Raw genomic sequence first — 25,881 nt, forward strand, 5'->3', positions numbered from 1 at the left:
GGAAAGCGCTATGGACAATAACAATAACGCCGTATTGCTGCAGATCTCCGACCAGGGGGTGGCAACCCTGACGCTGAACCGGCCTGAGGTACACAACGCCTTCGACGACAGTATCATTGCCGCCCTGATCGAAGCACTGGAGACCACCGATCGCAACCCCGAGGTGCGAGTACTGGTGCTGCGCTCCAACGGCCGCAACTTTTCCGCCGGAGCTGACCTGGGCTGGATGAAACGCATGGCCCAGAACAGCCATCAGGAAAACCTTGAGGATGCCGGTCAGCTGGCCCGCCTGATGGAAGTGCTGAACAACCACAGCAAACCCACCATCGGGCTGGTACAGGGTGCCGCTTACGGCGGTGCCGTAGGACTTGCCGCCTGTTGCGACATCGTCATCGCCACTGAGCAGAGCTCGTTCTGCCTCAGTGAAGTGAAGATCGGCCTGATTCCCGCGGTGATCAGCCCCTATGTGGTGCGGGCTTTGGGCGAACGACTGTCACGTCGTTACTTCCTCACCGCTGAGCCCTTCAGCGCCAAAATCGCGGCTGACGCCGGACTGGTGCACCAGGTTGTGCCCCATGCCGACCTGCTGGATGAAGCCTGCAACCGCTTCATTGCCCAGCTGCGCCGCAACAGCCCTCAGGCGATGCATGCCGCGAAAGAATTGATCTTTGCCGTCAGCCAGAAAACCATTGACCAGTCGGTCATTGATGACACGGCCCGCCGCATTGCCGATATCCGTGTCAGCGCAGAAGGTCAGGAAGGGCTCAGCGCCTTCCTCGACAAACGCAAACCGAACTGGATCGAGGAATAATTTGCCATGTTTAACAAAATTTTGATTGCTAACAGTGGTGACCAGTTGCACACGCAACTGGCGGCGAAGCCAAATCGCATGGCGATGTGCGCAGCACATGCAGGCGATCTCGACACGGAGGCCTCACATGTTCAATAAAATACTGATCGCAAACCGTGGCGAAATCGCCTGTCGAGTGATTCAGACCGCCCACCGCCTCGGCATCCGTTGTGTTGCCGTCTATTCGGAAGCGGATCGTCATGCACGTCATGTTGCCATGGCCGATGAAGCCTTCCTGCTGGGCCCGGCCCCGAGCAGTGAAAGCTATCTGCGTGCGGACAAGATCATCGAGATCGCCAAATCCAGCGGTGCCCAGGCCATTCACCCAGGCTACGGCTTCCTGTCCGAGAACACCGACTTTGCCAGGGCCTGTGAAGCCAACGATATCGTCTTTATCGGTCCGCCCGCCTCAGCCATTGCGGCCATGGGCTCCAAGTCCGCCGCCAAGGCGATCATGCAGGATGCCGGCGTGCCGCTGGTACCCGGTTATCATGGCGATGATCAGTCTCCGGATCTGCTGCGTGCCGAAGCCGAGAAATGTGGCTTCCCGCTGCTGTTGAAGGCGGTCGCAGGTGGTGGCGGCAAGGGCATGCGCGTGGTTGAGGCGATGAGCGAATTCGACGATGCCCTGGCCGCTGCCCAGCGCGAAGCGAAAAACGCGTTCGGCAACCCGGACATGTTGATCGAAAAATACCTGACCCAGCCCCGCCACGTCGAGATTCAGGTGTTCTGCGACAGCCATGGCAAGGGGGTGTATCTGGCCGAACGTGACTGCTCGGTTCAGCGCCGTCACCAGAAGGTGCTGGAAGAAGCACCTGCACCGGGACTCAGCCCCGAGACTCGCAAGGCGATGGGTGAAGCCGCCGTACGCGCAGCCCAGGCGATCGACTATGTCGGTGCCGGTACGGTCGAATTCCTGTATGACGTGGATGGTTCCTTCTACTTTATGGAGATGAATACCCGCCTTCAGGTCGAGCACCCCGTCACTGAGATGATCACCGGTCAGGATCTGGTCGAGTGGCAGCTGCGTGTTGCCGATGGCGAGCCTCTGCCGCTGCAACAGGAACAGATCCAGCTGCGCGGGCACGCACTGGAAGCCCGTATCTACGCAGAAGACCCGGATCATGACTTCCTGCCGGCCACCGGCACCCTGCGCTACCTGCGCACCCCGGATGAAAATGCCCATGTCCGCGTGGATACCGGTGTCGTTGAGGGCGATGAGGTCAGCATCCACTACGACCCGATGATCGCCAAGCTGGTCGTATGGGATAACACCCGCGAGGCCGCCATCAACCGGATGGTACAGGCGCTGGAGGAATACCGTATCAGTGGTGTCAAAACCAACACCCGCTTCCTGCATGCACTGGCCGATTCGGCACCGTTCCGCAATGAAGAGCTGGACACCGGTTTTATCGTCAAGCACGAAGCCCTGCTGTTCCCGGCTCCTCACCTGGATGAACATCGTGCCCTGGTACTGAGCGCCTGTTTCTTCCTGCTGCGCAGCAAGGCGGAACAGACCCTGCCATCCGACCCCTTCTCCCCGTTCGCTCGCCAAAACAGCTGGCGCCTGAACTCGGAGTACGCCCGGCCGATGACACTGCTCAGTGACGATGTGATGCATGAACTGAAAGTACTGGAACGCGATCAGGGCTATGAGATCCGTATTGGCGACAGCCGCTATGACGTGCAGGCGTCGCTGCAGGATGATCGCCTGCAGGCCACACTGAATGGGCACCGCATGAGCCTGCATGGCGAGATGCATCAGGATCAGCTGGTACTGTTCCATGAAGGAGAAACCTTCCACTGTGCGCTGCATCGTGAGCAGTTCGGCCTGGAAGATCAAGTCAGTGAAGGCGGACTTCAGGCACCCATGAACGGCTCGGTGGTTGCAGTGATGGTGAAGGCCGGTGATCGCGTCAAATCGGGCCAGACACTGGTGATCATGGAAGCGATGAAGATGGAACACGCGATCAAGGCGCCGGCCGATGGCAGCGTCAGTGAAGTGTTCTTTGCCGAAGGCGATCTGGTGTCGGAAGGCGCCGAACTGATCGCACTTGAACTCGACTCAGAGGAGGCAGCCTGATGGCGTTCCCGCAACAGGTCCGCATCGTCGAGATGGCACCACGGGACGGCCTGCAGAATGAGCCGGGATCGGTCATTGCCACGGAAATCAAGGTCAAGCTGATCAACCGCCTCAGTGCCACCGGTCTGAGTCATATTGAAGCCGCCAGCTTTGTATCACCCAAGTGGGTACCCCAGATGGGTGATGCAACTGCGGTCATGGCGGGTATTGAGCGCAAGCCCGGGGTGATCTATTCAGCCCTGACCCCCAACCTGAAGGGGCTGGAGGGTGCAATCGCGTCCGGGGTTGAAGAGGTTGCCGTGTTCAGCGCCGCTTCAGAGGCGTTTACACAGAAAAACATCAACTGTTCCATTGCCGAAAGCCTTGAGCGCTTTCTCCCGTTGATCGAGCGGGCCCGTGCCGAAGGCATCCGCGTGCGCGGTTATGTCTCGACGGTTCTGGGTTGTCCCTATCAGGGTGATATCGACCCGGCACAGGTTGCACGCGTCAGCCGCGACCTGATTGACATGGGCTGCTACGAGATCTCACTCGGAGACACCATCGGTGTGGGCACGCCCCTCAAGGCCAAACGCATGCTCGAAGCGGTGGCCAAAGAGGTGCCGGTCAGTCAGTTGGCCGCCCACTTCCACGACACCTACGGTCAGGCACTGGCCAATCTGTATGCGGTACTGGAAGAAGGCATTGCCGTCATCGACAGTTCCACGGCAGGCCTGGGGGGATGCCCCTATGCCAGGGGCGCATCCGGCAATGTGGCCACCGAAGATGTGCTCTACCTGCTGCAGGGTCTTGGCATTGAAACCGGTGTTGATTTGCAGGCCGTGGTCGATACCGGCCATTGGATCACCGCTCAACTCGGTCGCCACAACGGTTCAAAGGTTGCACAGGCCATGGGTGAACGCTGCACACAGACCGCAGAATAACGATAACGAGAGGATAAACAGGATGTCTCAGCCCGATCATGTTACTGCACTGGATCTGCCGATCCCCGAACGCCACCAGTTGCCGGAGGATGTGCAGAAATACTTTGGTAAATGCGATGAAAAACTGGGCATGGTGCCCAATGTGCTTAAGGCCTACAGCCAGAACATGGCCCAGTTTGAAGTCTTCACCCGCTTCTATAACGAGTTGATGTTCGGTGAAAGCGAGCTGACGCCGCTGGAGCGCGAAATGATCGCCGTGGTCGTCTCTTCAAACAACAACTGCTACTACTGCCTCACCGCACATGGCGCCGCCGTACGCGAGTACTCGGGCGACCCGGCCCTCGGTGAGCTGATGGTGATGAACTACCGTGTGGCGGAACTTGAGCCACGTCAGCGCGCCATGCTGGATTTTGCCCATAAACTGACCGTTGCGCCGGCCGAAATCGCCGAAGCTGATCGTCAAATTTTGCGCGATGCCGGTTTCAGTGAGCGTGGCATTTGGGACATCGCCAACGTTGCCGGCTTTTACAATATGACCAACCGTGTTGCCAGCGCGGTGGACATGCAGCCAAACCCTGAATACCACGGACGGTTCCGCTAAGCGGCCTACATCTTTTCATCTGTCCGGATAACAACAAAAATCGGAGTCATAGCGATGAGCAAACCACTACCAAGCTACACCAGCAGCACCGCTGAAAAACCGCTGATCGGCATGACCATCGGTGACAAGTTCGATGAGATTGCCAACACCTACCCCGACAATGACGCACTGATTGTGCTGCACCAGAATGTACACTGGAGCTATCGTGAACTGCAGCAGCACGCCAACCAGTGCGCTCGCGCCCTCCTGTCCATGGGCGTGCGCAAGGGTGACCGGGTCGGTGTCTGGTCGCCGAACTGCTCTGAATGGACTGTCAGCCAGATCGCCACGGCCAAGATCGGTGCGATCCTCGTTAACGTCAACCCGGCCTACCGTACCCATGAGCTGGAATATGCTCTGAACCAGTCAGGCGCTCGCTTCCTGATCACCGCCGACAGTTTCAAGACTTCCGACTATCGCGGTATGCTGTACGAACTGGCACCTGAGCTGAAGGCCTGCGCCGATGGCAAGCTGAAGTCGCAAAAGCTGCCTGACCTTGAGTGCATCATCAACCTCTCCGACGAGAAGCACGCCGGCATGTGGCGCTGGGCTGACATGCTGGAGCTGGCTGAACATGTCAGCGAACAGGAACTGGCTGACCTGCAGGCCACGCTGCAGTTTGATGATCCCATCAACATTCAGTATACCTCCGGCACCACTGGCTTTCCCAAGGGCGCAACCCTGTCGCACCACAATATTCTGAACAACGGCTTTTTCGTTGCCGAGAGCATGGGCTTCACCAGCGAAGACCGACTGGTGATTCCGGTGCCGCTGTACCACTGTTTTGGCATGGTGATGGGTAACCTAGGCTGTATTACCCACGGTGCAACCATGATCTATCCGGATGAGGGTTTTGATCCGACCTCTGTGCTCGAGGCTGTGTCATCACAGAAGGCTACCGCCCTCTATGGGGTACCCACCATGTTCATCTCTGAACTGGATCATCCTGACTTCGCCAGCTTTGACCTCTCCACCCTGCGTACCGGGATCATGGCCGGCTCCATCTGCCCCACCGAGGTGATGAAGCAGGTGATCAACAAAATGAACATGAAAGAGGTTCAGATCGCCTACGGCATGACCGAAACCAGCCCGGTTTCGACCCAGACCGGTGCCAACGACAGCATCGAAAAGCGCGTCTCCACCGTAGGGCGGACTCAGCCGCATCTGGAAAGCAAGATTGTCGACCCGGGCAACGGACAGATTGTGCCCCGCGGCGAAATCGGTGAACTGTGCACCCGTGGCTACAGCGTGATGCTGAAATACTGGAACAACGAAAAGGCCACGGCCGAAGCCATTGATGAAGCCGGCTGGATGCACACCGGTGACCTGGCCACCATGGATGACGAGGGCTATATCCAGATCGTCGGCCGCATCAAGGACATGGTGATTCGCGGCGGTGAGAACGTCTACCCGAAAGAGATCGAAGAGTTCCTCTACACCCACCCGGCCGTATCCGAAGTACAGGTCACGGGCGTACCGGACAAGAAGTACGGTGAAGAGCTGATCGCATGGGTCAAGCTTCACCCGCATGGCGATGAGGTTACGGCTGAGGAGCTGCGCGAGTTCTGCAAGGGCAAGATCACTCACTTCAAGATTCCGCGTTACTTCAAGTTTGTCGATGCCTTCCCGATGACGGTAACCGGCAAGATTCAGAAGTTCAAAATGCGCGAAATGTCCATTGCCGAGCTGGGTCTGGATGACTGATTCAGCCGCCTGAAGGAGACCCAACGCCGGCCTCTGGCCGGCGTTTTCAGTTATGAGCATCGACAAGCACTACGACCAGTCACTGCAGCCTGAATGGATACTTGAGCAGGTACACAGTGCCTATCCAGAAGGCGCCAACCTGTTTCAGCTGGCACCACTGGACCAGCTTCATATCGGCGGTATCAAGGCATCCGAACGTCTACTGCGTCATCTCGATCCGGGCCGACACAACCGGATTCTGGATATCGGCTCCGGCGCAGGTGGGTTGATGCGACAGGCATCCGCCCTGGGGTTCAGCATGATCGGGCTGGATATTACTCACGCCTTCAACCGATTGAACCTTGGCCTCAACCGGTGCCTTAGCAGTCAGGTCAGTAACCCCATCATCACGGCTGATGCCCACCATCTTCCTTTTGTCGATGAGAGTATCGACCTTATCCTGTTCCAGCACAGTTTCCTCAACATGCCGGACAACCGGAGGGTGCTCGATGAGTGTTGCCGCGTACTCATGCCCGGTGGTTCGCTGCTGATGCATGAAGTGGTGTGCGGTGAGCATCCTGAGCAGATGCGCTACCCTGTCCCATGGGCGCAGGATGCTGCACACTCACACCTCACCCGGCAACAGACTCTGCTGCAACAGCTGCAACAGAGCGGCTTCAGCGAAGTCAGGATTGATGACTGGAGCGATGAAGCCCTTGCCTGGCGCAAGCGCCAGCTTGACAAGGAGCAGTCCGGTGGCGCCATCCGTGCCCTCCTGTCACCCACTATGGTACTGGGGCCCCGTTTCGCGACGATGGGCAAAAACCTGGTACTGAACCTTGAGAGCCGCGCCATTCGCGTGGTGGAAGTGGTCGCAACTCGCAACTGAACGTATGCCGATAAAGATAAAAAAGCCACGGGCAGCAATCACTGCACGTGGCTTTTTTGCATTGAGACGGCCCCTTCGAGCCTGGTATTTACTTCAGATCAAAGCGATCCGCGTTCATCACCTTCGTCCAGGCGTTGACGAAGTCCTTGACGAACTTCTCCTTGTTGTCATCCTGGGCGTACACCTCGGCGTAGGAACGCAGGATGGAGTTGGAACCAAACACCAGATCCACTCGGGTCGCGGTCCATTTGGTCTGGCCGGATTTGCGATCCACGATGTCGTAGCTGTTCTTGCCGGTCGGCTTCCAGCTGTAGCTCATGTCGGTCAGGTTGACGAAGAAATCGTTCGTCAGTACACCCTCACGATCCGTGAACACACCATGCTTGCTGCCACCGTGGTTGGTACCCAGTACACGCATGCCACCGACCAGTACGGTCATCTCAGGAGCGGTGAGCCCCATCAACTGGGTACGGTCCAGCATCATCTCCTCAGGAGAAACCACATAATCCTTCTTCAGCCAGTTGCGATAGGCATCATGCAGGGGCTCAAGCACGTCAAACGCATCAACGTCTGTCATTTCCTGAGTGGCGTCACCACGGCCCGGCGCGAACGGCACTGTTACATTCACACCGGCATCCCGGGCTGCCTTTTCAACCGCTGCGGTACCGCCAAGAACAATCAGGTCAGCCATGCTGACCGGCTTGCCAAGACCTGACTGAATACCTTCCAGAACCTTGAGCACCTTCTGCAGCCGCTCCGGCTCATTGCCCTCCCAGTCCTTTTGCGGTGCCAGACGAATGCGTGCACCATTGGCACCACCGCGATAGTCGGAGCCACGGAAGGTACGTGCGCTGTCCCACGCGGTGGCAACCAGCTCGGACACGCTCAGACCACTGGCCAGAATCTTCGCCTTGAGATCGGCAACTTCGGCATCATCCAGGGTGTAATCGACGCTCGGTACAGGATCCTGCCAGATCAAATCCTCTGCCGGCACATCCGGCCCCAGGTAGCGGCTTTTCGGACCCAGATCACGGTGGGTCAGCTTGAACCAGGCACGGGCAAAGACTTCATCGAAGTACTCAGGGTCCTTCTGGAAGCGTTCCATGATCTTGCGATATTCCGGGTCCATCTTCATCGCCATGTCGGCATCGGTCATCATCGGCATGCAGCGGATGGAGGGGTCTTCCACATCCACCGGCATGTCCTCTTCCTTGATGTCCACCGGCTTCCACTGCCATGCACCCGCCGGGCTCTTGGTCAGCTCCCACTCATGGTTGAGCAGCATGTCGAAATAGCCGTAATCCCATTTGGTCGGCTCGCTGGTCCAGGCGCCTTCAATACCACTGGTTACGGAGTCGCGGCCGATGCCTCGGGCCGTGTGATTCATCCAGCCAAAGCCCTGCTCTTCAATGGGTGCGGCCTCTGGCTCAGGCCCCAGCTTTTCCGCATCACCATTGCCGTGCGCCTTACCCACGGTGTGACCACCGGCGGTCAGGGCAACGGTTTCTTCATCGTTCATCGCCATGCGCTCGAAGGTGACACGCACATCCTCAGCGGTTTTCAACGGGTCGGGCTTGCCATCCACCCCTTCCGGGTTGACGTAGATCAGACCCATCATTACCGCGGCAAGCGGGTTCTCCAGGTCACGCTGACCGGAATAACGACTGCCTTCGCTGCCGGACGGCGCCAGCCACTCTTTCTCAGACCCCCAATAGGTATCCTTCTCAGGATGCCAGATGTCCTCACGACCACCGGCAAAGCCGAAGGTCTTGAAGCCCATGGACTCATAGGCCATGTTACCGGCCAGGATCATCAAATCCGCCCAGGAAAGCTTGTTGCCGTATTTTTTCTTGATTGGCCACAGCAGACGGCGTGCCTTATCCAGGTTGCCGTTGTCAGGCCATGAGTTGATCGGGGCAAAGCGCTGATTGCCGGTGCCGGCACCGCCACGGCCATCGGCAATACGGTAGGTACCGGCTGAGTGCCAGGCCATGCGGATCATCAAGCCGCCGTAGTGTCCCCAGTCAGCCGGCCACCAGTCCTGACTGTCGGTCATCAGTGCCTTCAGGTCGTTCTTCACCGCTTCAAGGTCGAGCTTCTTGAACGCCTCGGCATAGTCAAACTGCTCGCCGAGCGGGTTGGTTTTACTGTCGTGCTGATGAAGAATGTCGAGGTTGAGTGACTTGGGCCACCACTCCATGACGCTGTCAGACGCTCCCGTGTTGGCACCATGCATCACCGGGCATTTGCCGGTGGAATTATTATTCTGGCTCATATCAGTCTTCCCTTTCGATTTGATGTTGAGTGTTACCTTGATCTTGTCTGCCTTACAACTTAGCAGCCCAAACCGACTCTGTACGGTTGATTATCTTTATGTTCACCATAGCAGGCGCCTATAACAGCTGCATTGAATATAGGGTTTACACACGATTGCCTGATTCAAGGTAGCCGTTACCGGCCTGTTCCTCCATGTACGCCCAACATTGCAGAGCGCAAAAACGAAAAGCCCCGCTGCGATTACTCACAGCGGGGCTTGCCAAGTCTGTCACCGGCACAGGGTATTGAAATCAGATATCGTCCACGTCGAACTGTACGTCCGGGTTTACATCCGCATCGTAGTCTATGCCATCAATACCGAAACCAAACAGCTTGAGGAACTCATCCTTGTACAGCTGGTAGTCGGTCACATCAAACAGGTTCTCGGAGGTGACCTGCGGCCAAAGATCACGGCACGCCTGCTGTACGTCTTCACGCAGCTCCCAATCATCCATGCGGAAACGGTTGCCTTCATCAATTTGGGCAGTGTCACCGTACAGGCCGGTCTTGAACAGGCGGTGTACCTGTTCCATGCAGCCTTCATGCACACCCTGCTCACGCATCACCTTGAACACCATGGAGAGATAGAGCGGCATTACCGGGATTGCAGAGCTGGCCTGAGTAACCACCGATTTCAACACAGCCACATTAGCCTGGCCCTGATGCGCCGAAGAAAGCTGGCCGTTCAGCTCGGTAGCGGCGCGGTCCAGATCCTGCTTGGCCTTGCCAAGGGCGCCGTGCCAGTAAATCGGCCAGGTAATATCGGTGCCGATGTAACTGTAGGCAACGGTCTTGCAGCCTTCGGCCAGCACACCAGCCTCTTCCAGCGCGTTAATCCAGAGCTCCCAGTCTTCGCCACCCATCACCTTGACGGTGTTGTCGACTTCTTCCTGGGTAGCCGGCTCAATCTCGGCCTCGGTAATCACGTCCTTGTTGGTGTCGATGGCGGTAGAGCGGTAGGGCTCACCGATCGGCTTCAGCGCAGAGCGAATCACCTCACCGGTATCCGGCAATTTGCGCACCGGAGACGCCAGCGAGTACACCACGAGATCGATCTGCCCCAGATCCTGCTTGATCAGGTCGATTACCTTCTGTTTGGCTTCGTGTGAGAAGGCATCGCCGTTGAGACTCTTGGCATAGAGTCCGGCTTCCTTGGCCAGCTTGTCGAAAGCGGCTGCGTTGTACCACCCCGCCGTGCCGGTCTTGCGTTCGCTGCCCGGCTTTTCAAAAAACACCCCGATGGTCGCGGCGTCACTGCCAAAGGCCGCTGCGATGCGAGATGACAGGCCGTAGCCACTGGAAGAGCCGATGATCAGCGCACGCTTGGGGCCGCTCTCGATCTTGCCCTGTGCCTGAGTGTATGCGATCTGTTCACGCACATTGGCCTCACAGCCGACAGGATGGGTAGTAGTGCAGATAAAGCCACGGATTTTCGGTTTGATAATCATATGCGGATTCAGTGTCCATCTGTGTTCGGGTACAAATTGCGCCTAAGATACCCTATTCGAGGTTTTCGCAACAGCGCCAGCGCGGGCCTGTCAGTGCATATCAGCGCGGATAGGTTCCGCGCAGAAATATATCCACGGCCTGCTCTACCGCTGCATCGAGTTCATCATCGGTTATTGTCATGCCCAGCATCGCGCGCAGCTGGAACTGGCCCTTCACCATGTCCACGAACTGAAAGGCCGCCAGTTCCGGATTGTTAATCTGCAGCGCACCCTGTTCAACCTGAACACGCAGGTAGCCGGCGAGCTTCTCGTTGATACGCCTGGGACCCTGGGCATAGAAAAGCTGCTGTATCTGCTCACGCTCGCTGCTGCAGTCAGTGGTGATCAGACGATAGAGACCGACAGCCTCAGGTGAAAGTACTCGCTCAAGCAACAGACGCGCATAACGCTTGAGTGCCTGCTCGGGAGTTTCCTGCCGTTTGATTGAGCATTCAAATGCCTGAAAGGCAGCAAATACCTGATTTGAGGTCTGCTCCATCATCGCTTCAAACAGCCCCAGTTTGCTGCCAAACAGCCTGTAGAGTGTACTCAGTGAACCACCGGCTCGGCACATGATGTCGTTGATGCTGGCATTGTCGTAGCCCTGCTCCAGAAACACTTCCCGAGCGGCATCAAGAATGCGTTTCTGTCGCTCCAGCCCTTTTGGGGTTAGCCCGCACGCCGTTGCTTTTTCATCCTGCTGCATTTTGTTCATGCCAAATTCTGCGTCTGAATGTGGGGCCATTATATCAGGCCTGCTGCCCTGTCAGCACGACCGAGCGCAATGGACAGTTCATTATTATGTAATGTATATTACACTACACTTTTGGATACACGCTGCCCGCTCCGCTTGCACGCTTTCCTGTCTCGTTACAACTCCTATTTGTGCGAACGCGCCGCAATTGCAGTTATGAGGACCTTCAATGACACCCAAGACAACCCATATTCCGGGATTGATATTGATGCTGGCTGGACTGACCGCGCTCGCCCCGCTGTCAACGGATGCCTACCTGCCTGCCATACCGGCGATTGCGACCGACCTTGGCGTCAGTATTCACGATATTGAGCTGACTGTCGGCCTCTTTCTGGCAGGCTTTGCCTTTGGGCAGTTATTCGGCGGCCCCTACTCGGACCGCTTCGGCAGACGCACAGCGGTCTTTACCGGGCTGTGTATTTTTCTGATGGGCGCACTTTGGGCCATGTTGGCTGATTCCGCGCATGCCCTTTGGCTGGCCAGAATTCTGCAGGGTTTTGGTGGTGGCATCAGCGTGGTCAACTCAATGGCGATCATTCGGGATCGCCACTCTGGCCGAGAAAGCGCACAGGCGATGAGTCGAATGGCCAGCATCATCATGGCGGCCCCTTTACTCGCACCCGTGATCGGGGCGCTGATTCTCAAGATCAGTGACTGGCGCAGCATCTTCATGTTTCTGTTTGCTTATGGGTTGATTCTGTCCGTGGCCCTGTTCCTGCGTCTGCCAGAAACACTGGCACCCCGCGAAGGCCCGCTGCCCAACCCGCTGCGCAACTATTTAAGCGTGCTGCAGAACCGCAGCGCACGAGGATATCTGTGTTCGGTTGCGGCCAGCTATGCCGGCATGTTTGCTTTTATTACGGCCTCCCCTGGCGTCTATATCGGCTATTACGGCATGTCACCCAGCATCTATCCGGTTCTGTTTGGTGCCAACATCATTGCCCTGCTGCTGTGCAACCGGATCAACATCCGCTTGCTGCACCGCTTCACCCCGCAGCAGCTGTTGCAAGGAGCCCAAAAGGTTCAGCTGCTGGCGGCAACAACCCTGTTGCTGGGGTATCTGCTGACCCCCGCCCCCGTGTGGATGGTGTTGTTGCTGGTGATGCTGTTTATCGGCATGCAGGGCTTTGTAATGTCCAACGCAATGGCGGGAACAAGCGAATTCTTTCCGAAAACGGCAGCAACCGCCACCGCCCTGATCGGTGCCTGTGGCTTCGCAACCGGAGCAGTTGGCGGGATTCTGACCGGGTTGCTGGGTGATGGCACTCCCCTTCCCATGGTCTGCATCATGTTTGCCGGAGCCGCCAGCGGCTTTTTGCTCAGCCGCTGGCTGCTGCCACGACAGCTAACCAGCGCCTGCACTGAGTCCTGACTCAGCCACTGACCAGACGGTTGCTCTGATCCAGTTCAGCGGCAGTACGATCGGTCAGGCGCAGGAGCAGTATCAGCACGGCGCCCAGTGTTACGAATCCTCCCGCCAGCCACAGCCCCGTGTTGTAGTGTCCGCTCTGGGCTGCCAGCATCCCTGTCAGCGCCGGAGCGATAATCTGGGCTGCGCCGTAGGACAGGGTCATCTTGCCCATCAACTTGGCCGGCTTCGACGGGTATAACCGGCCCGCCATTGTCAGTACCAGGCTGACACAACCAATGAAGGTCCCTCCATAGAGCACGGCGCTCAGCAAAATGGCAGCCAGACTCTCACTCAAGGCCGGTATGACAATGCCCACAACCTGGATCAGATAGGCCAGCAACAGTGCTCCCAGATAGCCCATTCGGCGCGCAATCAGGTCCCACACCATCACGGCAGGGGCTGCGGCCAGCCCCACCATCAGAAACACCAACTGTCCCATGCCTGCAAGGGCTGGCTCACGCTCAACAATGGTGACGATAAAGGTCGCACTGATCACATAACCGTAACCGGCACAAAAGTAGGCCGCCATCATCAACCACATGAAACGCTTGCCCGGTGGCTGGTCCAGCATTGTTTTACCACTGCCGGTCAGATTGACGGGTTCCGGCCTTGGCATCCAGCGCCAGGCCGGAACAGCCAGCAACACACCAAGAACGGCAAACCAGAGCCACTGCTCATCCCAGCCCAGCGACAGCCTGAGCATGATCTCCACCACAATGGCCGCGAACATGATGCCCAGACCAATACCGGCAAAGTGGATCCCCAGCTCACTGCGATGGTTGTTGCGAATCAGCCAGTTCAGAATCAGGCCGGATGCGATCAGCATGGAGCCGGCACTGCTGAGACCGGAAAGAAAGCGCAGCAAAGACCAGAGCAGCATATTTTCGGTCAGCGCCATTGCCGCCGTAGTCATAACGGCCATGACAAGGCCAATGCGGTAGAGTTTGTCCTTGAGCTGAAGGTCGCTCAATGAAGCCGCAAGCAAGGCGCCGCACATGTAGCCTGCGTAGTTGATGGCAGCCATCAAGCCACCCTCGGCATCACCGATCCAGGTCTGCTCCTGCATCACGGGCAACAGTGGGGTATAGGAAAATCGGGCGATCCCGATACAGAGAATCTGGCTGAAGATTCCGGCAAACAGAACCTTCAGACGTTGGGCCTGATGCGACATCGTGGTTCCTTATCGTTATATCCACAAGTGTCAGATTGTGCCCTGCAGCAAGAGGCAGATCCAGCTGGATCTGCCTGCAGGATCAAATTTATTCCCAAGCGCTGGTGAACAGCTCCTCAGGCAGTGCCATGATGGATCGACTGCCGTCAGTCACCATTTCGGCATGTCCTTTCCAGCGCGGCAGCACCTGCGCCATGTAGAAACGAACACTCTCCAGCTTTGCCTGCAGATAGGGATCGTCCTCGCCCTCAGCCATCAGACGCACCACAGCGTTCCCCTGACGCAAAAGCTGCCAGCCGCCACAGATGTAGCCTGCCAGCATCATGAAGTTGTACGCCACCGCGCCAGCCCACTGCTCGTCATCCACCGCGCCCTTGAGCAGTTGTTCACGGGCTCGGTCAAGCCCAGTCACCGCTTCTTCAAGCTGCTTTGCCTGCGCTGTCAGTGACGGATCACATGCGGCCACGCTATTGCGCATCTCCTGTATCAGCGCTGACAGTGCCTCACCCTTGTCCATCAAGGTCTTTCGACCCACCAGATCCAGTGCCTGGATACCGTTGGTACCCTCATAGATCGGCAGGATACGGGCATCGCGGAAATGCTGTGCGGCGCCGGTCTCTTCCACATACCCCATACCACCATGTACCTGTACACCCAGCGAGGTTACCTCCTGAGCCACTTCGGTACACCAGCCCTTGACGATGGGCGTGAGCAGAGCGGCGCGAGCCTTTTCAGTCGCCTTCTGCTCCTCGGTGTCCGCCTTGAGCGCGAAATCAAGACTGCCACAGGCGTCATAGGCAATGGCCCGACCGGCTTCGGTCAGGGTTTTCATGGTCAGGAGCATACGACGCACATCCGCATGTCGAATGATCGGGCCAGGCTCTCGCGTCCCGACGGCGGGCCCCTGAATGCGTTCAAACGCATACTGCACTGCCTGCTGATAGGCACGTTCCGAGATGGAAACCCCCTGCAAGCCCACACTCAGGCGCGCATTGTTCATCATGGTGAACATGCAGGCCAAACCGCGGTTTGGCTCGCCGACCAGATAGCCAACGGCATTATCAAACCCCATGACACAAGTCGGCGAGGCATGAATGCCCAGCTTGTGTTCGAGAGACAGAGGACCGGCCGTATTGAGTTCCCCCAAAGACCCATCTTCGTTGACCAGATACTTGGGCACCAGAAACAGGGAAATACCACGCACGCCCGCAGGGGCATCCGGCAGCCGCGCCAGCACCAGATGGATGATGTTTTCGGCCATCTGATGATCACCCCAGGTGATAAAAATTTTCTCCCCGCTGACACGGTAGTGATCACCCTCGGGTTCCGCCTTGGCGCGCACAACCGACAGATCAGAACCCGCATTGGACTCGGTCAGGTTCATGGTGCCGGTCCACTCGCCGCTAACCAGCTTGGGCAGGTACTTTGCCTTGAGTTCATCACTGCCGTTCAGGTCCAGACACTCAACGGCCCCCTGACTCAGCATCGGACACAGGCCCCATGCCATGTTGGCGGAGTGCCACATCTCCATCACGGGAATGGACAACAGAAACGGCAAACCCTGACCGCCATATTCCGGATCGAACTGGAGTGATCCCCACCCCCCCTCGGCATATTGCTGATAGGCTTCCTTGAAGGATTCCGGGCAGACGACACTCCCATCCTTCAGCTGCACGCCCTGCTGGTCTCCTTCCCAGTTAGTGGGAGCCACAACATCCCGTGCCACACGAGCGGCCTCATCCAGAATGGCGTCAACCATGTCGGCTGATGCATCTTCAAAACCCGGTTTCTGCGCCAGCTCAGGCATGCGTGCAACATGGTCAAGCGTCAGCTTCATATCTTTCAGTGGTGCGTTGTAATCAGCCATGGGATACCTTCTCGTTACTCGTTTGAAGCAGCCATACCGGTTTGTGCCTCGCAGGCAGTGGCACCGGTCCTTATAAGGGAATACACTTATTCTAGCATGTAGCACGGGTTTGATAAGCAGGAAAACTTTCATCTGGCCCTTTTATACTGTCAACCCGGGTTTACAATCAGCCCCACTCCAAAAGCCAACAAGAGAATCAAGAGATGCAGGAATTGCACGGTTACTATCTGGAAGACCTCGAAGTAGGCATGAGCGCTTCTTATGCCAAGACCATCACCGATGCGGATGTGATTCTGTTTGCCGGTATCTCCGGTGATAACAACCCGATTCACATCAATGATGAATACGCTCAGACCACACCGTTCAAGCAGCGTATCGTACACGGCATGTTCAGTGCGGCACTCATCTCGACCGTAGCAGGTACACGACTACCAGGGCCAGGTGCGATCTACGTGGATCAGCAATTGAAGTTCAAGGCTCCAGTCCATATCGGTGACACGGCACGGGCCAGCCTGACCGTAACCGAAATTGACGAGCGCCGTCGCCGCGTCAAGTGCAGAACGGACGTACATGTGGGTGAAACATTGGTTGCCACGGGCGAAGGTACTTTCATGGTCGATCGCCGGGAAAGCTGAGAAGAGGCGGGTGTCTGATTTCAGTCAGACGCCCGTATCAGACCGTGAAACGGTAGGTTTGCTCGGTCTCATAGTCATACAGACTGATCAGGCGACCATGCACCTGACCGTTGAATGCGGTTTCGGTTTGAAGGTCGTAGCCGAGAATCTTGCGTCCGCTCAGTTGCAGGTGTACGTGCCCCTGGGTGCCATAGTCATAGAAATTCAGGCTTTGGTCACTCATGCCTTTGAAATGGTGCTCGCTGTGGTAATCAAAGCCATCCACACGATTGTTGCGCAGCATTACCCGTATGCGATAGACATGACCTGCATCCAGGTCGGTCACTTTCACCACCTGGGTTTTGAGACTGGCCGCTGCAACGATTGCAGCTACCTTGGCTCGGGTTCTGTCCTGCATCTGGCTCTCCAAAGATCCCTTTTCTGATCACCGCATTGGACTTTACCCTGTGCGGCTGGTTCAGGGAACAGCCAACACTATCAGAAAAGCCGCCAAAAGGCGGCTCCAATCTGCAACAGATTTTTGATCCTGCTCACTATTTCTGATTTGCTTGTGAGCGAAGAACAAATTTTTGAATCTTGCCGGTTGAGGTTTTGGGCAGCTCGCAGAACACCACTCGCTTCGGTGCCTTGAAGTGCGCCATATTGTCACGGCAAAACTGAATGAGTTCCGCTTCAGAAAGCTCACCAGCATTTATTTTAAGAGTGACGAAGGCACAGGGAATTTCGCCCCATTTCTCGTCTTGCTGCGCTACTACGGCCGCCTCCATCACAGCAGGATGACGGTAGAGTACATCCTCGATCTCGATACTGGAGATATTTTCCCCGCCCGAGATGATAATGTCCTTGGAACGATCCTTGATCTCGACGTAACCATCGGCATGCCAGACAGCAAGGTCGCCGGAGTGGAACCAGCCACCCTCGAACGCCTTATCGGTGGTCGTCGGATTTTTCAGGTAGCCCTTCATCACCAGGTTACCGCGCATGAAAATTTCGCCGATGGTTTCGCCATCCTGCGGCACCGGTTCAAGCGTGTCGGGATTCGCCACCATCAGCCCTTCCAGCATCGGTGCCTTGACCCCCTGACGCGACTTCAGCCGCGCACGCTCGGTGGACGTTTTCTCATCCCACTCATCATGCCAGGCACACACCACACAGGGGCCATAGGTTTCGGTAAGGCCGTACACATGAGTCACACTGAATCCCATGGTTTCCATCCCCTCGATCACCGAGGCCGGAGGTGCCGCACCTGCCGTCATCACCTTCACCTGATGCTCAATACCGGACTTGAGTTCATCCGGGGCATTGTTCAGCATGTTCAATATGATCGGCGCACCGCAGAAGTGGTCCACCTTTTCTGTCTTGAGAAGGTGGTAGATATCATCTGCCCGTACATGACGCAGACAGACGCTGACACCGGCAGCAGCGGCAATGGACCAGGGGAAGCACCAGCCGTTGCAGTGGAACATCGGCAGAGTCCAGAGGTAGATCGGCTGATCCCCCATGTTCCATGACACCACATTGCTGATCGCATTGAGGTAGGCGCCACGGTGGTGATAGACCACACCCTTGGGGTCGCCGGTGGTACCGGAGGTATAGTTGAGGGTAACGGCATCCCACTCATTGGCGGGCAGTTGCCATTCATAGTCGGCGTCACCGGTGTCAATGAAGGCCTCATAATCACACTCGCCGATCAGCTCACCACCCTCATAGGAGGGATCATCGATATCGATCAGGATCGGATTGATGCGCGCGATTTTGATCGCTTTGGCAATGACATCCGAAAACTCACGGTCCACGATGATCACCTTGGCTTCACCGTGCTGCAGAATGAACGCGATCGCTTCAGCATCAAGGCGCACATTCAGTGCGTTCAGCACCGCGCCGCACATAGGTACCCCGAAGTGAGCTTCGAACACTTCCGGCAGGTTGGGGGCCATCACGGCAACCGTATCGCCCTTGTCGATACCGCGCCGACTCAGAGCGCTGGCAAGGCGGCGACAGCGGCTGTAGGTCTCGGCCCAGCTGCGGCGCACCTGATGATGCACCACAGCGGTTCGGTTCGGGTACACCGCAGCGGTGCGTGCAATGAAACTCAACGGGCTGAGTGTGGCGTAGTTGGCCGGGTTCTGATCCAGTCCCAGCGCGTAAGGATTATGGTTATTCATTGTCATTATTGGTTCCTCTCCACCAGTGCGTTGGGGAGCCATCCTCGGTTGATTTGATTCCATCCAGTCACTTCATGATACGTATTTTCCCTTATTACACAATAGGACCTAAAATCATAAGATTGTGCCGGCCAAGATGCGCAAAATGATAAGGAAAATGCATGCAACCACTGGAGCAGGAACTGCAGCGCTGCCTGCAGGAAGCGGACCGTTATCGTCTGCTGGCCGAACAGTCTACCGACATGATTTCGCGCCATACGCCCACGCCCGAGTGGACCTTCATCGATGTCAATCCGGCCATTGAGCGCATGCTGGGTTACCGTGCAGACGAAATCATCGGCACCTCGGGTTATGACCTGTTCCACCCGGACGATGCCGACAACCTGAAGAAACGAGCCGATTCCGTTCGCTATCGCCGCGGCATGTATACCAATGTGTACCGCTTTCAGCACCGGGATGGGCACTATATCTGGCTGGAAACCACCAGCCGCACCATTCGTGACGATGCGGGTCAGCCGGTGGAGATCATCTGCGTGTCCCGCGATGTCACCGAACGCGAGCTGGCACAGCAGGCCACCCGACGACTGGCGCGGGTCGTGGAAGCATCATCGGACATGATCCTGTTCTGCAACCACCGCACCCTGCAGCTCACCTACATGAATGAAACGGCCTACCGTACCTTCGGCGCCGAACGCGAAAATCTGGCCGTGTTCTACCTTAACCAGCTGTTCCCGCAGGATGTGTTGCACACACTGGTAGAGCCTGCGCTGCAACATGCCGCTCTGTACGGGACCTGGTACGGCAGCATCCCGCTTTATCCGGCGGGCAACCCCGGTCGCATCGCCGAGATTCGTGAAATCATCGCCCATCGCAACCGCGCCGAAAACATGCAGGTGGAGTACTATTCCATCATTGCGCGGGATATCACGCTCAAGCGCAAGGCAGAAGAAAAGGCCAAACGCCAGCAACTGGAAATGGCGCACATGTCACGCCTGTTGTCGGTGGGCGAAATGGCCACTGAGCTGGCCCACGAAATCAATCAGCCACTGGCCACCATTATCAATTACTGCAACGGCACCTTCCGCCGTCTTGAAGAAGGTCAGATCACCGAGCTGTCTCAGGTGACGCGCTCCATGGAGCTGATTTCGGCTCAGGCCAGACGCGCTTCCGAGATCATCAAGCGCATGCGCCGTTTTGTCCGCCGAACCGAGTTTCAGCGTGTCAGTTTCCCGGTCAATGAGACCTGTATCGAGGTGACCCTCTTCCTCAATCAGGAAGCGATCGACAACAGCATCCGCTTCGACTTCGACCTTGACCCTGACAACCCCATACTTGAAGCCGACCGCCTGCAGATCGAGCAGGTTTTGCTCAATCTGGTGCGCAACGCGATCGAAGCCTACAGCGACTCTGACATCAGTCCCAAGCCGGTTACCATTCGAACCCGGGTTGAAGGCAAACGGATTCTGGTCAGTGTCATCGACCAGGGGCCAGGCATCGACCCGGCGCAGCTGGACAACCTGTTTGAGCCGTTTATCACCTCGAAGGAAAACGGGCTTGGCATGGGGCTGTCCATTTCACATACCATTATCGAAAGCCACTGTGGCCGGCTCTGGGTTGAGAGCGATGGTCAAAGCGGCACCCGGTTTCACTTTCAACTCCCGCTCAAGGGGCAGGCATGACCAATTCACAGGCAACCGTTTTTATCATCGATGATGATGCGGACTTCAGAGATTCCATGCAGTGGCTGTTGGAGTCCACCCCATACAACGTCGAGAACTTCGCGTCGGCACAACTCTTTCTTGACCAGTACGACGGCCGCTCCGGCTGTATGCTGTTGGATGTCCGTATGCCGGAAATCAACGGGCTGGCATTGCAGCAACTGATGCTGGAACGTGACATTCGCCTGCCGGTCATCATCATAACCGGCCACGGCGATGTTCCGATGGCAGTCAATGCCATGAAAAACGGCGCCCTCGACTTTCTTGAGAAGCCATTTGATGACGAAGTGCTGCTGCGTCTGGTCGACAAGGCGATGGCCGAAGCCGGCAAGCGTTTCAGCGAACAGAACGAGCAGAGAGAATTGCAGGAGCTGTATGAGACGCTGAGCCGGCGCGAGCGTGAGGTGATGCAGCTGGTGGTGACCGGCAACTCCAACCGTGAGATTGCCGAAACCCTCGGGATCAGCCCGAAAACGGTGGAGGTTCACCGTTCCCGCGTAATGAGCAAGATGCGGGCAGAAAGTCTGGCACAGCTGGTGCAGATGCACAGCCGACTGGAGCTCTAGGGCTCAGATCAGTCCAGCTTCAGCCAGAAATGCCCGTGTGCGATCGATCACCGCCTGAGGGTGCTCCAGGTGTGGCACATGGCCGCAGTCGGCAATGAATGCAGCCTGCGCCTGCGGGCCAATGGCGGCACAGCTGTCGGTAACCTGCGCCGGCACACCATATTCATCCCGGTCCCCCTGCATGATCAGTGACGGGCAACGAATTTCGGCCAGCTGCGGTCGCAAATTCAGGGCCTGATAACAGGACGGGCGTTGCCAGGTTTCGCACCATGCGCGGAAGATAAGGTCTGTCCGATCACCGTGATAACGAGCCAGACGCTCCGGCAGATCGGTGCCGTGGTAACGCTTCACCGCTTCTTCTATTCCGGCCAGCGTCAGGTGATCCACATAGATATGAGCCGCCAGCGTGACCACTGCCTTTACCTGCTCAGGACAGCTGGCCGCACCGATCATGGCAATGGAGCCGCCATCACTGTGACCAAACAGCACCACCTCATCAAGCCCGAGCCGGTCCAGCAACTGCGGCAGCCATATCTGCCCTTCCTGCAGCAGGTAATCATCTGGGCGCGGTAATGTAATGGGTGTCGAGCGGCCATACCCCCGGCGCTCAAACAGCAACAGATCCAGCCCGGTCGCTTCAGCCAGCTGCTGTGGAAACCGCTTCCACATGTCGATACAGCCCAGCGCCTCATGCAGCAGCACAAGCACCGGTCGCCCCTTGCCTGATGGCTGGCGTCCCCAGCGCAGCTGCAGCTTCACCCCTTCACTCAGCTCGACCTGTTCATCGTGCCATTGAATTGAACTCATGGCCCCTCCGGTATCGAGTAGGTGATGGTCGCGTGGGCCACCGGGTCATCTTCACCGGCGGAACGGATATACACCTCCCCCACCCCCAGCCGCTTGCCAACCTTGAGCATCTCGGCACGGGCCAACAGATCCACATTGGCTTTGGGCTTGCGCAGAAAATTGATATTGAGATTAATGGTCACCGCCAGCGCGACCGGGCCAATTCGGCTGAGCAGTGCCGCATACAGCGCCACATCCGCCAGCCCCATCATGGTCGGGCCTGAAACCGTGCCGCCGGGTCGCAAATGATCATCGCCCACCGCCAGCCTCATTTCGGCCCAGCCATCGCCCAGAGAATCCAGCTGACCATACTGTTCCCCCTGCGGAAAATGGTCACGCAGGAACAGCTGCATCTCATCAAAACCCATGACCTGCATAGGGTCACTCCTTGTCATACTCTTATTGATCAGCCTCTTCCCGCGCCTGATTGCGCAGGATAAAGCGCTGTATTTTGCCACTGGGCGTTTTCGGCAGCTCCTGCACAAACTCTATCTCGCGCGGAAAGGCATGGGTCGAAAGCCGGTTACGCACCAGCTCCTTGAGCTCATCCGCCAGTGTTTCATCGGGGTCGTACTGCGGCTTGATCACCACATAGGCCTTGATCACAGACCCGCGAGAACTGTCTGGCTTGCCAACCACGCCGGACTCAGCGACCGCCGGGTGTTCCAGCAAGGTACTCTCCACATCCGCCGGCCCCACACGGTAGCCCGCCGTGGTAATGATGTCATCGTCACGCCCGGTAAAGGAGTAACTGCCATCGCCGTGGCTGATCACCACATCACCGGTCAGATAGTAACGACCATGGAAAGGGTCCTTCTCGCCCCAGGTGTAGCCCTGGAAGAAAAACAGCGGGGAGTTCTCAACATCAACGGCCAGCTGACCGGTTTCATCCTGCCCCACCTCTTCATACTCACCGTTGAGTGCAACCACGCGATGGCCGGCCAATGAATAGCCCATGGACCCCACCCGCACCGGGTGCTCCAGTGCATGATGGTTGCAGCAGGTCATACCGGTTTCGGTCTGACCATAGTGGTCCATCACAGGACAGCCCAGGCGCCGCCCCACCCAGCTGATCACTTCGGGGTTAAGTGGCTCGCCCGCACTGCTGGCCACCCTGAGCCCCAGCTGCTCACCTTCGGCCAGTACATGATCGTTCGCCATCAGCATGCGGTAGGCGGTCGGGGCAGCCGCCAGGTTGGTGATGCCGTACTCACGGATCATGCGATAGGTCGTTTCGGGGGTGAAGCCATTTTCATTGAAGTGCGTGGTCGCACCCAGCAGCAGCGGGCCGATTACCGCGTAGTAAAGTCCATAGGCCCAGCCCGGATCGGCCACGTTCCAGTAATGATCTTCAGGCTTCAGATCAATCGCCCAGGTCATGTAGACATGAAATGACAGCAGTGCTCGCGCCGGCACGGCAACCCCCTTGGACTTGCCAACCGTACCGGAAGTAAACATCTGCAGCATCGGTTCGTCAGCGCCCACCAGCACGGGCTCAAACCGCTCAGACTGAGCCACCAGGCTGGTGTGATAGTCGATATCCTGATGACTGTCAGGACCGGCGGTTGTTACGCGAACAATGGGCGGACAGTTTTTGACGTCATCCAGCTTGAAGCGGTTCTGGTCATCGGTCACAACCAGACGGGTTGAGGCCTTGTCCAGACGGTATTCGATGGCGCCGGGGCCAAAAGCTGTAAACAGCGGCTGATACACCGCTCCTGCCTTGAGCGTGCCCAGAATCACCACCAGCAGTTCCGGCGTACGCGGCAACAGCGCAGCAACTCGATCGCCCTTGCCAACGCCCTGTTGCGACAACAGGTTGGCAAAACGGGCCGACTCCGCCTTCAGTCGGGCAAAGCTCCAGCTTTCAGGCGGGCGCTCTACACCCTGGTAGTTAAGTGCAATACGGTCGGGATCAGACGCCCATTTGTCGCAGATTTCGACACAGACATTGATCCCCTGGCTCAGGTCGCCCTGAAGAACCCGGGCGGCCAGCTGTTGGGCATCAAACTGGTCATAGAATGGCTTGTAAGCCTGGTTACTCATGGGTATTCCCCTCTTTTTATCTTTATTATCGGAGCCGGGAAGCAGCAGTTTCCCTTAAGGGATATCCCGAATATATAACTGCTTGTCGTTGACGTAAACCTTCCTGACCAAATTGATCAAATCATCACTGTGCAATTGCATGAAGTGACCAAATGCTGCACTGAATGGCTATTTTTCGTTGTGATCGAGGGTCAAAATCGATCTTTAGGGTGGCCTGTAATTTGCAGGGTCCGTACCCCAACCGACCAGTCAACAGCGGATCAACATGGAACAGAATAATAAGACCCAGCCCCAGGACAGCAACCTGATTCTCGTCACCGGCCCCGAGGGTGAAATTCGTGAAGCCAGCCACGCCTTTATCGAATACAGTGGCTATGAGCGCCCGTCATTAACAGGGCAGATGCTGCAATCCCTGCGCCACAGTGAAATGCCCGAGGGACCGATCAAGGACCTCTGGAGTACCGTTGGCAAAGGCAAGCCCTGGATGGGGATGCTGCAACTGGCCCGCCGTGATGGTTCCCCTCTCTGGCTCGACGCCTATGTCATCCCGGTCATCGAGCAGGGGCGCATTATCGAGTGCCAATGCATTTTCCGTATTCCGCCCAGAATCGCGACCGAACGGGCTGCCACCATCTATCGCCTGCGCCGCCAGGGCAAAATGCCACTTCCACTGCGCTGGCCCATGCCGGATCTGCGCGGGCGGCTTTGGATTGCACAAAGCCTCTGCCTGTTGCCCATGCTGCTGGTCGGAGCTTGGCATTTCATGTCTGATCCTCTTTACTGGGCTGCTGTCGTTGCTACCCTGCTGTTGCTCTTTATCAGCACAACCTGGTTATGCAGACCCCTGCGTGCCCTGGTTCAAGAAAGCCGTTCACTGGTCAACCACCCCATCAAGCAGCTGATCTATACCGGTACCCATGACGATATTGGTCAGCTGGGCCTGAGCCTGCAGATGCTGCAGTCTCAGCTGGACTCGGTATTGATGCGGATGCAGAACGCGTCGGGTGAGGTTCTCAGCGGAGCGCATCAAAGCATTGATGTGATGAGCCGCACCTGCAGTGAAATCGAAGAACAGCAATCTTCACTGATTCAACTGGCGACCGCCATGAATCAGATCAGCTCCACGATTCAGGAGATGACCACCAGCACCGCCAACACCGCCGACCAGACCCAGGCAGCACAGTCCAGCGCCCGCCAGGGACAGCAGGTTGTGGATGCAGCGGTCTCCGGCATCCGCAGCCTGGCTGACTCGATTGCGGACACAACCCATTCTGTAGCGGCACTGCAGCAACAGAGCCAGGGGATCGGCTCTATCATCAATGTGATTCGTGATATTGCCGAACAGACCAATCTGCTGGCTCTCAACGCCGCAATTGAGGCCGCACGCGCCGGTGAAAACGGCCGTGGCTTTGCCGTCGTGGCCGATGAAGTTCGTCAGCTGGCACAACGCACTCAGCAGGCGACTGGCGAAATTCAGAAAATGATTGGCGCCCTGCAGCAACAGACAGGTGCCATTGTTTCCGCTATGGACACAAAGCGCGCACTGTCGGAGCAGAGCGTTGAACAGATCGAGGGGGCCGGTGCTGTATTGGCAAAAATTCTTGGGGCGATAGAGTTGATCAGCGACATGGCCACTCGTATCGCCGGCGCCAGTGAGGAGCAAAGCAGTGTTGTGCGCGAGGTCAGCCAGCAGATCGAGCTTATTAGTGAAGGCGCTCAGCGCACGGTGGCTGACGCAGCTCTCACACTGAAACTGAACAATGATGCGGTCAGGCTTGCGGAACGTCAGCGCTACCTGGTGGACTGCATCATGCAGTCCTGACTTTGGTGGTAT

At 57.2% G+C, this 25,881-nt stretch carries 22 protein-coding genes; 12 read left to right on the top strand and 10 right to left on the bottom strand.

Annotation, left to right across the window (positions count from 1 at the left end; genetic code table 11):
- Positions 1–10: 10 nt before the first annotated feature.
- From ABIE60_RS04705 to ABIE60_RS04735, 7 genes are read left to right on the top strand one after another with little or no spacing between them, the layout of a single operon-like run.
- Entirely contained in the window at positions 11–811 is an 801-nt protein-coding gene (locus tag ABIE60_RS04705) for an enoyl-CoA hydratase/isomerase family protein (RefSeq protein ID WP_354468145.1), read from the top strand.
- 6 nt (positions 812–817) lie between these two features.
- Positions 818–949 (top strand): hypothetical protein, encoded by a 132-nt coding sequence (locus tag ABIE60_RS04710; protein WP_354468146.1) that lies wholly within the window; start codon positions 818–820, stop codon positions 947–949.
- Positions 939–2,933 (top strand): acetyl/propionyl/methylcrotonyl-CoA carboxylase subunit alpha, encoded by a 1,995-nt coding sequence (locus ABIE60_RS04715; RefSeq protein WP_354468148.1) that lies wholly within the window; start codon positions 939–941, stop codon positions 2,931–2,933. The genes ABIE60_RS04710 and ABIE60_RS04715 overlap by 11 nt, the downstream gene beginning before the upstream one ends.
- Complete coding sequence (locus ABIE60_RS04720) at positions 2,933–3,853, top strand: hydroxymethylglutaryl-CoA lyase (RefSeq protein WP_354468150.1); 921 nt, start codon at positions 2,933–2,935, stop codon at positions 3,851–3,853. Before ABIE60_RS04715 ends, ABIE60_RS04720 begins: the two co-directional genes overlap by 1 nt.
- Before the next feature lie 22 nt (positions 3,854–3,875).
- Positions 3,876–4,454 (top strand): peroxidase-related enzyme, encoded by a 579-nt coding sequence (locus tag ABIE60_RS04725; protein WP_354468151.1) that lies wholly within the window; start codon positions 3,876–3,878, stop codon positions 4,452–4,454.
- A 54-nt stretch (positions 4,455–4,508) separates the two neighbouring features.
- Entirely contained in the window at positions 4,509–6,197 is a 1,689-nt protein-coding gene (locus ABIE60_RS04730) for an AMP-binding protein (protein WP_354468152.1), read from the top strand.
- Between the two features lie 52 nt (positions 6,198–6,249).
- Positions 6,250–7,065, top strand: coding sequence for a class I SAM-dependent methyltransferase (locus ABIE60_RS04735; protein ID WP_354468154.1), 816 nt, complete (start codon positions 6,250–6,252; stop codon positions 7,063–7,065).
- Positions 7,066–7,153: 88 nt separating this feature from the next.
- Here the strand turns inward: ABIE60_RS04735 and katG are convergent, their stop codons facing one another.
- From katG to ABIE60_RS04750, 3 genes are all read right to left on the bottom strand, one after another.
- Entirely contained in the window at positions 7,154–9,340 is a 2,187-nt protein-coding gene (gene katG / locus ABIE60_RS04740) for a catalase/peroxidase HPI (RefSeq protein WP_354468156.1), read from the bottom strand.
- Between the two features lie 292 nt (positions 9,341–9,632).
- Complete coding sequence (fabV, locus tag ABIE60_RS04745) at positions 9,633–10,829, bottom strand: enoyl-ACP reductase FabV (protein ID WP_354468158.1); 1,197 nt, start codon at positions 10,827–10,829, stop codon at positions 9,633–9,635.
- Positions 10,830–10,929: 100 nt separating this feature from the next.
- Complete coding sequence (locus ABIE60_RS04750; protein ID WP_354468159.1) at positions 10,930–11,583, bottom strand: TetR/AcrR family transcriptional regulator; 654 nt, start codon at positions 11,581–11,583, stop codon at positions 10,930–10,932.
- 208 nt (positions 11,584–11,791) lie between these two features.
- On the opposite strand from ABIE60_RS04750, the gene ABIE60_RS04755 reads away from it, so the two are divergent.
- Positions 11,792–12,994 (top strand): multidrug effflux MFS transporter, encoded by a 1,203-nt coding sequence (locus ABIE60_RS04755; RefSeq protein WP_354468161.1) that lies wholly within the window; start codon positions 11,792–11,794, stop codon positions 12,992–12,994.
- A gap of 1 nt (position 12,995) precedes the next feature.
- Here the strand turns inward: ABIE60_RS04755 and ABIE60_RS04760 are convergent, their stop codons facing one another.
- Both ABIE60_RS04760 and ABIE60_RS04765 read right to left on the bottom strand, forming a co-directional pair.
- On the bottom strand, positions 12,996–14,204 hold the full coding sequence (locus ABIE60_RS04760) for a YbfB/YjiJ family MFS transporter (RefSeq protein WP_354468162.1): 1,209 nt from the start codon (positions 14,202–14,204) through the stop codon (positions 12,996–12,998).
- 88 nt (positions 14,205–14,292) lie between these two features.
- Entirely contained in the window at positions 14,293–16,071 is a 1,779-nt protein-coding gene (locus ABIE60_RS04765; RefSeq protein ID WP_354468164.1) for an acyl-CoA dehydrogenase C-terminal domain-containing protein, read from the bottom strand.
- Between the two features lie 203 nt (positions 16,072–16,274).
- Between ABIE60_RS04765 and ABIE60_RS04770 the strand changes: the two genes are divergently transcribed.
- A complete protein-coding gene (locus ABIE60_RS04770; RefSeq protein WP_354468166.1) occupies positions 16,275–16,706 on the top strand; it encodes a MaoC family dehydratase in 432 nt (143 codons plus the stop codon).
- A 37-nt stretch (positions 16,707–16,743) separates the two neighbouring features.
- Here the strand turns inward: ABIE60_RS04770 and ABIE60_RS04775 are convergent, their stop codons facing one another.
- On the bottom strand, positions 16,744–17,103 hold the full coding sequence (locus ABIE60_RS04775) for a hypothetical protein (RefSeq protein WP_354468167.1): 360 nt from the start codon (positions 17,101–17,103) through the stop codon (positions 16,744–16,746).
- Between the two features lie 136 nt (positions 17,104–17,239).
- On the bottom strand, positions 17,240–18,877 hold the full coding sequence (locus tag ABIE60_RS04780; RefSeq protein WP_354468169.1) for an acyl-CoA synthetase: 1,638 nt from the start codon (positions 18,875–18,877) through the stop codon (positions 17,240–17,242).
- A 155-nt stretch (positions 18,878–19,032) separates the two neighbouring features.
- Between ABIE60_RS04780 and ABIE60_RS04785 the strand changes: the two genes are divergently transcribed.
- Both ABIE60_RS04785 and ABIE60_RS04790 read left to right on the top strand, forming a co-directional pair.
- On the top strand, positions 19,033–20,550 hold the full coding sequence (locus tag ABIE60_RS04785) for a PAS domain-containing sensor histidine kinase (protein WP_354468171.1): 1,518 nt from the start codon (positions 19,033–19,035) through the stop codon (positions 20,548–20,550).
- On the top strand, positions 20,547–21,155 hold the full coding sequence (locus ABIE60_RS04790) for a response regulator transcription factor (RefSeq protein ID WP_354468173.1): 609 nt from the start codon (positions 20,547–20,549) through the stop codon (positions 21,153–21,155). Before ABIE60_RS04785 ends, ABIE60_RS04790 begins: the two co-directional genes overlap by 4 nt.
- Before the next feature lie 3 nt (positions 21,156–21,158).
- Here ABIE60_RS04790 and ABIE60_RS04795 read toward each other — a convergent pair whose 3' ends face one another.
- Genes ABIE60_RS04795 through ABIE60_RS04805 form a run of 3 tightly spaced genes read right to left on the bottom strand, consistent with a single transcriptional unit; the run spans position 21,159 to position 24,047 of the window.
- On the bottom strand, positions 21,159–21,962 hold the full coding sequence (locus ABIE60_RS04795; RefSeq protein WP_354468174.1) for an alpha/beta fold hydrolase: 804 nt from the start codon (positions 21,960–21,962) through the stop codon (positions 21,159–21,161).
- Complete coding sequence (locus tag ABIE60_RS04800) at positions 21,959–22,378, bottom strand: PaaI family thioesterase (RefSeq protein WP_354468176.1); 420 nt, start codon at positions 22,376–22,378, stop codon at positions 21,959–21,961. The genes ABIE60_RS04795 and ABIE60_RS04800 overlap by 4 nt, the downstream gene beginning before the upstream one ends.
- A gap of 22 nt (positions 22,379–22,400) precedes the next feature.
- The gene (locus ABIE60_RS04805; RefSeq protein ID WP_354468178.1) at positions 22,401–24,047 is read right to left on the bottom strand and encodes an AMP-binding protein; all 1,647 of its coding nucleotides are present in this window, start codon (positions 24,045–24,047) and stop codon (positions 22,401–22,403) included.
- Positions 24,048–24,312: 265 nt separating this feature from the next.
- Between ABIE60_RS04805 and ABIE60_RS04810 the strand changes: the two genes are divergently transcribed.
- Positions 24,313–25,869, top strand: coding sequence for a methyl-accepting chemotaxis protein (locus tag ABIE60_RS04810; RefSeq protein ID WP_354468179.1), 1,557 nt, complete (start codon positions 24,313–24,315; stop codon positions 25,867–25,869).
- Positions 25,870–25,881: the final 12 nt, after the last annotated feature.

The sequence above is a fragment of the Marinobacterium sp. MBR-109 genome (assembly GCF_040547565.1).
Lineage (GTDB): Bacteria > Pseudomonadota > Gammaproteobacteria > Pseudomonadales > Balneatricaceae > Marinobacterium.

What these genes read in the sequence shown, in the direction of transcription:
- ABIE60_RS04705 (WP_354468145.1), top strand. Translation starts at nt 11, where the DNA reads ATGGACAATAACAATAACGCCGTATTGCTGCAGATCTCCGACCAGGGG.
- ABIE60_RS04710 (WP_354468146.1), top strand. Translation starts at nt 818, where the DNA reads ATGTTTAACAAAATTTTGATTGCTAACAGTGGTGACCAGTTGCACACG.
- ABIE60_RS04715 (WP_354468148.1), top strand. Translation starts at nt 939, where the DNA reads ATGTTCAATAAAATACTGATCGCAAACCGTGGCGAAATCGCCTGTCGA.
- ABIE60_RS04720 (WP_354468150.1), top strand. Translation starts at nt 2,933, where the DNA reads ATGGCGTTCCCGCAACAGGTCCGCATCGTCGAGATGGCACCACGGGAC.
- ABIE60_RS04725 (WP_354468151.1), top strand. Translation starts at nt 3,876, where the DNA reads ATGTCTCAGCCCGATCATGTTACTGCACTGGATCTGCCGATCCCCGAA.
- ABIE60_RS04730 (WP_354468152.1), top strand. Translation starts at nt 4,509, where the DNA reads ATGAGCAAACCACTACCAAGCTACACCAGCAGCACCGCTGAAAAACCG.
- ABIE60_RS04735 (WP_354468154.1), top strand. Translation starts at nt 6,250, where the DNA reads ATGAGCATCGACAAGCACTACGACCAGTCACTGCAGCCTGAATGGATA.
- katG (WP_354468156.1), bottom strand. Translation starts at nt 9,340, where the DNA reads ATGAGCCAGAATAATAATTCCACCGGCAAATGCCCGGTGATGCATGGT.
- fabV (WP_354468158.1), bottom strand. Translation starts at nt 10,829, where the DNA reads ATGATTATCAAACCGAAAATCCGTGGCTTTATCTGCACTACTACCCAT.
- ABIE60_RS04750 (WP_354468159.1), bottom strand. Translation starts at nt 11,583, where the DNA reads ATGAACAAAATGCAGCAGGATGAAAAAGCAACGGCGTGCGGGCTAACC.
- ABIE60_RS04755 (WP_354468161.1), top strand. Translation starts at nt 11,792, where the DNA reads ATGACACCCAAGACAACCCATATTCCGGGATTGATATTGATGCTGGCT.
- ABIE60_RS04760 (WP_354468162.1), bottom strand. Translation starts at nt 14,204, where the DNA reads ATGTCGCATCAGGCCCAACGTCTGAAGGTTCTGTTTGCCGGAATCTTC.
- ABIE60_RS04765 (WP_354468164.1), bottom strand. Translation starts at nt 16,071, where the DNA reads ATGGCTGATTACAACGCACCACTGAAAGATATGAAGCTGACGCTTGAC.
- ABIE60_RS04770 (WP_354468166.1), top strand. Translation starts at nt 16,275, where the DNA reads ATGCAGGAATTGCACGGTTACTATCTGGAAGACCTCGAAGTAGGCATG.
- ABIE60_RS04775 (WP_354468167.1), bottom strand. Translation starts at nt 17,103, where the DNA reads ATGCAGGACAGAACCCGAGCCAAGGTAGCTGCAATCGTTGCAGCGGCC.
- ABIE60_RS04780 (WP_354468169.1), bottom strand. Translation starts at nt 18,877, where the DNA reads ATGACAATGAATAACCATAATCCTTACGCGCTGGGACTGGATCAGAAC.
- ABIE60_RS04785 (WP_354468171.1), top strand. Translation starts at nt 19,033, where the DNA reads ATGCAACCACTGGAGCAGGAACTGCAGCGCTGCCTGCAGGAAGCGGAC.
- ABIE60_RS04790 (WP_354468173.1), top strand. Translation starts at nt 20,547, where the DNA reads ATGACCAATTCACAGGCAACCGTTTTTATCATCGATGATGATGCGGAC.
- ABIE60_RS04795 (WP_354468174.1), bottom strand. Translation starts at nt 21,962, where the DNA reads ATGAGTTCAATTCAATGGCACGATGAACAGGTCGAGCTGAGTGAAGGG.
- ABIE60_RS04800 (WP_354468176.1), bottom strand. Translation starts at nt 22,378, where the DNA reads ATGCAGGTCATGGGTTTTGATGAGATGCAGCTGTTCCTGCGTGACCAT.
- ABIE60_RS04805 (WP_354468178.1), bottom strand. Translation starts at nt 24,047, where the DNA reads ATGAGTAACCAGGCTTACAAGCCATTCTATGACCAGTTTGATGCCCAA.
- ABIE60_RS04810 (WP_354468179.1), top strand. Translation starts at nt 24,313, where the DNA reads ATGGAACAGAATAATAAGACCCAGCCCCAGGACAGCAACCTGATTCTC.